This window comes from Acinetobacter gyllenbergii CIP 110306 = MTCC 11365 (genome assembly GCF_000413855.1).
GTDB lineage: Bacteria > Pseudomonadota > Gammaproteobacteria > Pseudomonadales > Moraxellaceae > Acinetobacter > Acinetobacter gyllenbergii.
In genome coordinates this window covers 1-4,696 of record NZ_ATGG01000055.1, presented here as the reverse complement: position 1 = coordinate 4,696, position 4,696 = coordinate 1, and the positions used below count along the sequence as shown (strand labels likewise).

Annotated in this window: 6 protein-coding genes and 2 pseudogenes; 4 read left to right on the top strand and 4 right to left on the bottom strand. The window is 38.7% G+C overall.

The genetic code is table 11. From position 1 onward, the window contains the following. The first annotated feature begins 27 nt into the window (after nt 1-27). Together F957_RS22150 and F957_RS01450 are read left to right on the top strand one after the other, a co-directional pair. On the top strand, nt 28-141 hold the full coding sequence (locus F957_RS22150) for a helix-turn-helix domain-containing protein (RefSeq protein WP_328285098.1): 114 nt from the start codon (nt 28-30) through the stop codon (nt 139-141). Further along, on the top strand, nt 128-457 hold the full coding sequence (locus tag F957_RS01450) for a hypothetical protein (RefSeq protein ID WP_016660660.1): 330 nt from the start codon (nt 128-130) through the stop codon (nt 455-457). The genes F957_RS22150 and F957_RS01450 overlap by 14 nt, the downstream gene beginning before the upstream one ends. Before the next feature lie 147 nt (nt 458-604). On the opposite strand, the pseudogene F957_RS01455 reads toward F957_RS01450, so the two are convergent. The 4 genes and pseudogenes from F957_RS01455 to F957_RS01470 all read right to left on the bottom strand — a co-directional run. Further along, nucleotides 605-904 (bottom strand): annotated as a pseudogene (locus tag F957_RS01455) (replication protein); the annotation flags it as partial. Beyond that, nucleotides 888-1,235 (bottom strand): hypothetical protein, encoded by a 348-nt coding sequence (locus F957_RS01460; protein ID WP_016541972.1) that lies wholly within the window; start codon nt 1,233-1,235, stop codon nt 888-890. The pseudogene F957_RS01455 and the gene F957_RS01460, both read right to left, overlap by 17 nt. Nucleotides 1,236-1,567: 332 nt before the next feature. After that, nucleotides 1,568-2,390, bottom strand: a protein-coding gene (locus F957_RS21375; protein ID WP_109439987.1) for an IS5 family transposase whose coding sequence is annotated in 2 segments (ribosomal slippage) — nt 1,568-2,008 and nt 2,010-2,390 — 822 coding nt in all. Because the reading frame shifts where the segments join, the coding sequence is not laid out codon by codon here. A gap of 234 nt (nt 2,391-2,624) precedes the next feature. After that, nucleotides 2,625-2,978: an antitoxin Xre/MbcA/ParS toxin-binding domain-containing protein gene (locus tag F957_RS01470; RefSeq protein ID WP_016660659.1), complete on the bottom strand. Its 354-nt coding sequence runs from the start codon at nt 2,976-2,978 to the stop codon at nt 2,625-2,627. An 840-nt stretch (nt 2,979-3,818) separates the two neighbouring features. Here F957_RS01470 and F957_RS01475 point away from each other — a divergent pair. Beyond that, complete coding sequence (locus tag F957_RS01475) at nt 3,819-4,427, top strand: hypothetical protein (protein WP_004679652.1); 609 nt, start codon at nt 3,819-3,821, stop codon at nt 4,425-4,427. Between the two features lie 30 nt (nt 4,428-4,457). After that, nucleotides 4,458-4,696, top strand: a pseudogene (locus tag F957_RS01480) (CAP domain-containing protein); the annotation flags it as partial.

Here is a 4,696-nt window from a genome sequence, read left to right as displayed (position 1 = left end):
ACCAAGTCAGATCGTCTGGCACCTAAAGTGTTGGAGTTGGTGTCTGCTGGACACTCTTATCGACAAGTCGGTCGGCTGGTCAATCTAAGCAAAAATACCGTGTTGGATATCGTTAAAAGAAGTCGGAGTGAAAATCCTTAGCGTGCTATATTTTCCGTTTCCTGAGACGACCCCTGGTTCAGATCATGGCGAATGGAGTGAACAAGACAGAAAAGATATTGCTCAACTACGTGAATCACACCCTGAACTAGCACACTGGGGCGATTTAGCAATAGGTGTTGCATTTGGTAGCTTCTCCGATGATGTCTTAGAGGTTGGTTGGGGTAATTGGATAATTGGTCAACGTAGTGAAGATTTCTTAACTTATTGTTGTTGGCGACAAATTAAAGGAACTTGGAATTTTGGTATGTTTTTCAAGACACCTAATCAAGAAGTTTTACCAATTTGGAAAAGCTAGGTTTACAACTATATTGTAAAAACTGCTATTTTTCTAAACTGAAAAATTCATTGAGTTTAGAACTGTAATGTAGATTTATTTAATTAGATTTGATGTAAGTTGTTGATTTTACACTTTGCTAGTTTAAGACATTAATGTACAAAGACACAGCCATTTATTTTGTGCTAACTTTTCAATCACAAGAATCCCAGCTCGCTTTAACTTTGCAACAATTCGTTTGATTGTTGAGATGCTGTACACGCCAAGCGTGCTTTGCCACTGTTCATAACTATGGAACCAATATTTTTTTCCATTAAAGGTTTTTCCTTCGTTATTTTCTAAAAAGTAATGCAACTTCTGTAAAAAATTGGCGGCAGCCACGCCAAACGCTTTTGCAAGCGTTGGCGAAGCAATGAGAGGATAGTCTCCAGATACGAGAAGATGATTATTCTTATTGGTCTTGGACATGATTCGCCCCACGTAGCACACGTTGTGCACGTTCAATCATCTTGTGACGTTGATGTGTACGAAATGCCCAGAGCGACGATAAATTGTTATTTTGATTGAGCTTTGCGACTTTAAGAATTTGCTCATCAGTCATTTCATGCATGCATTGACGAATGATTTCATGGGCTTGTTCAAGTTCGTTGAGCAGGGAGTTTGCAGTGTCAACAGCAATATAAAGATTGGCAAGTGTTTGACGTTGAGGATTTGAAATTGATTTGCCCAGTTCAACAATCAGTTGCGAGGCTTGTTGTTTAGATGTGCACGTATTTGCACCATGAAGAATTGCGTTCATAGTCGTTTCCTTGTAGATAAGTTTAATACTTACCCCCATTACTTCTCACGGTAATGGTGGCAGCAAAACAGGGGTGAGAATACCGTTCTACAAGGTACGGCCAGCATAAAGCTGCCCTGTCAAGCTGCCATAACGACTGCTAAACAGTAGACAAAAAAATAGCCGCATAAGCGACATTGTTTTGCGCTTGTAGAATATAACAGGTTCTCACGCCTGTACACAGATTTTGCTGTGTTCAATTAGCTTAACTGGGTATCGCTTGAGCTGTCAACGATGTAATTGGATCTTTTTACATATTTTAACATTAAATAATAGATCTCTTGCGAAAGTCATTATTGAAAATTTATCCGGTTTACCAGTGCAGCGATTAAGTTAATGCGTAAACCGAATCTTTTCCGTCTATTTCGATAGCGTTCACTTAATATTCTAAATGTCTTCAATTGACTATTGATGTGTTCGATCACAACTCGTATTTTTCCAATCATTTTATTGTACTTTTTCTCAACATCAAATAAGGGTATATTCTTCTTTTTCTTTATTGGCATCAATAATTTAAAGCCATCTTGCTCTAATCCGTAGTACCCTAAATCGGTCATAACATATTCACAATGTTTGAATTTCTTAACCGTTTTTCTTGCCAGTTTAATGTCATGCTGACTGCCATTCGATATATCTAGCCCTATGATTTGTTTGCTCTTCGGATGATAGATCACTTGTGCTTTTAGCGTATGTTTCTTCTTTTTACCACTGTAGAACTTACTCTGATTTTTTTTTCGGGCGTTCTATTGAACATTCTGTCGCATCGATAATGACCCAGTTAAAGTGTTCGTCTGCTGTGGTAATGCTTCGTTTTGGCAGAGTAAAACATCTTGATTTCATCAATGCATCTTCAACCTTTTTAATGGTTCGATTCACATTACTTTCAGCGATATGGTAGTGTGCCGCCAATTCCAGTTGAGTACTGTAGTTACGTAAGTAATTGAGCGTTAATAACAACTGATCCTCTATAGCTAAAGTATGAGGACGACCTGATTTCTTTTTGAGTGATTCTGCTTTTTCTAAAACATCTACCATTTCGGTAAAAACTGGTCGAGGTACGCCAACCAAGCGTTTAAATTCAGAATCTGAAAAACGATTTAAGTTCTGATATCTCATGAAACTTAGATTGAGGTGGTTTTTACTTTCGCAAGAGATCTAATGTATTGATTAACCTGAAGATATTTTAAATTTCTGACGGCTAGGAATTTGATTGTGAATCATGTTTGTGGTGGTTTGTTGAGCACAAATTTTAATCTTTGCTGTGTTTTTAACGGAAGTGATGCTAATGATGATCAGAATTTCTAATCAAGCAAATTGAAGCTGATTCGCTAAAAGAATGATTTAAATAAATCATCGATTGTTTAGGGCTTCAACAACTGTTAAGACTTTCTCTAAGCCTTTTCTAGTTTGAATTTGCTGAATCGGGACACCATCGGTTGCGGTATTGAATGCATTCATAAAATAATCAATCCATTCAGAATCATCGCCCGTGAGTGCTGATAAGCTTTGATAAAGGCGAATCAGTAATAATCCAGTTTCACCTTGTGCAGATGCGGGTTCTAATACAGCTGAGAATTCGATTTGCTTCATCGAAGCGAGATCGCGACCTATCACAGCAGCCAGTTGAGTATTACTAAGACCGAGTAAATCCGCAGTTTTCAATATGGCTTCTGCTAAAACCATTGTTGTACTGGCTGAGTTCATTTAATCGACCCGCTGAGCTTTGCTGATTATTTATTCTATCCCATTTAATAGGCTATTTCTGAAGGTGCGTGAGCTTCAGTTTGATCGCTTTAAATCAGCCTGAGCCAATACATTCTTCTTATTAACAGCTCATTAGGCATTGATTCATCTCAATGCGTTGAATGTAAAAGCTGAACTGAGCCTGATTTAATTCTTTATTTTATTGTTTTATTTTAATAGAGAACAACAGTCCATTTTAGCCTCATCCATCAAAGCAAAATGAGCCTATCGATTGGACGAATTTGACCTTATGGGAAAAATCAAAGATTTAATGCGATTACATTTGGCGAATCTAATTGTCTAGATTTTAGTGCTTTGTAAAATTGACTAAAGCGCTGGATAAAATTAATATGAGCTCGCTGGCCTACATTGCCAGTCGGTTTTAGCAGACCGTCCAACACAAGAGCATTAAAGGACTTGTCTTTTAGTGTTTATCCCCTCGTGCCCCTCTGCGGTGGAACGGGAGGGGGACGTCTTCGGACGTGCTGGATTCTTGTGTTCCAGTCTGCTAACCCGCTCTCGTTCTGCCACCATTATTTAGCAGTAATTGGTAGAACTTCTTAACACAAGGAGCTTCTCATGCTGTACCAATCTTTTCTAATTTGTGTTTCACCCCATGTTCAACCTTGTTGTGCTTTGCAACGGGGGCGATACGGCTAATTTTTTATTATTCGTCTGTTATTCAAACAACATTTTTACAAGAACAATCCAACGGTGGACGGCTAAATCACGCCTATAAAAAATAAACCTTTTTATATCTGCTGGTGATTGTGCATTGCATTGAACATGCGGGAAACAACCATGACTGAATTAAGCAAACCCAAAATCATACCCATTGAACACCGTCCACAAAAATCTAAGCTCTTTATAAAATGTGTGGTCTTACCCATCGTGATCTTTCTCATCGTTGCCAAAATCTTCTCCTTTGGTGCTTTCGGTTACATCTTCTTTGGCTTTGACCTGTTCTGGTTTGTGATCCTTTACTACCTTTATGAATATGGAAATACCTACTTTGACGGGATGACTGAACAACTGAAACGTCAAGGAGAAAGCTTTAACTACCAAAACCGTGGTGTTTGGATCAACAGCCAAGATAAAACCATTATTCTGTTTGATCAGTCTGATCAACGCCTCGTCAAATATCCCTTTGATTACATCACTTCCGTTGGACACTACAACTTAGTCGAAGATAACTTTAGAACCACGACCACTGTGATCAGCAATCCAATGATGGGAACACATGTCAATCAACAGGTCCATCGCACACCGATGAAACGAGAGTTTCAAGTCAATATTGGTACACGAGATCCATTCAAACCGAATTACAGCCTAAAAGTCCTATTTCCTTGGCGTAGTCCACAAATGGCCAGTGAAATCCGTCAATTATTATCGGCTGATCATTATCAATAACAACAATATAAAAATTTAAGGCAGTCAATCATGATGATTTCAAAATCGTTCATGCCATCAGTTCTAATGATGGCAATCAGTACAGCAATGGTCGGGTGTGGTAGTGGTTCGGGTGGAGATTCAAGTTCATCCAATGGCGGTGGAACGGATAATCCAGATAATGGCAATCCAATCCCTAAGCCCGTGACCTGTGTTGAAAGCCAATATCTGGAAGAGGGTGTATGTAAAAACAAGGTAGTGCAGAATATTCAGTCACTACCATTCAGTAC

Bases quoted from the DNA above. Each gene is read 5' to 3' on its own strand.
- F957_RS01460 (WP_016541972.1), bottom strand. From the start codon at position 1,235: ATGAACGCAATTCTTCATGGTGCAAATACGTGCACATCTAAACAACAA.
- F957_RS01470 (WP_016660659.1), bottom strand. From the start codon at position 2,978: ATGAACTCAGCCAGTACAACAATGGTTTTAGCAGAAGCCATATTGAAA.
- F957_RS01475 (WP_004679652.1), top strand. From the start codon at position 3,819: ATGACTGAATTAAGCAAACCCAAAATCATACCCATTGAACACCGTCCA.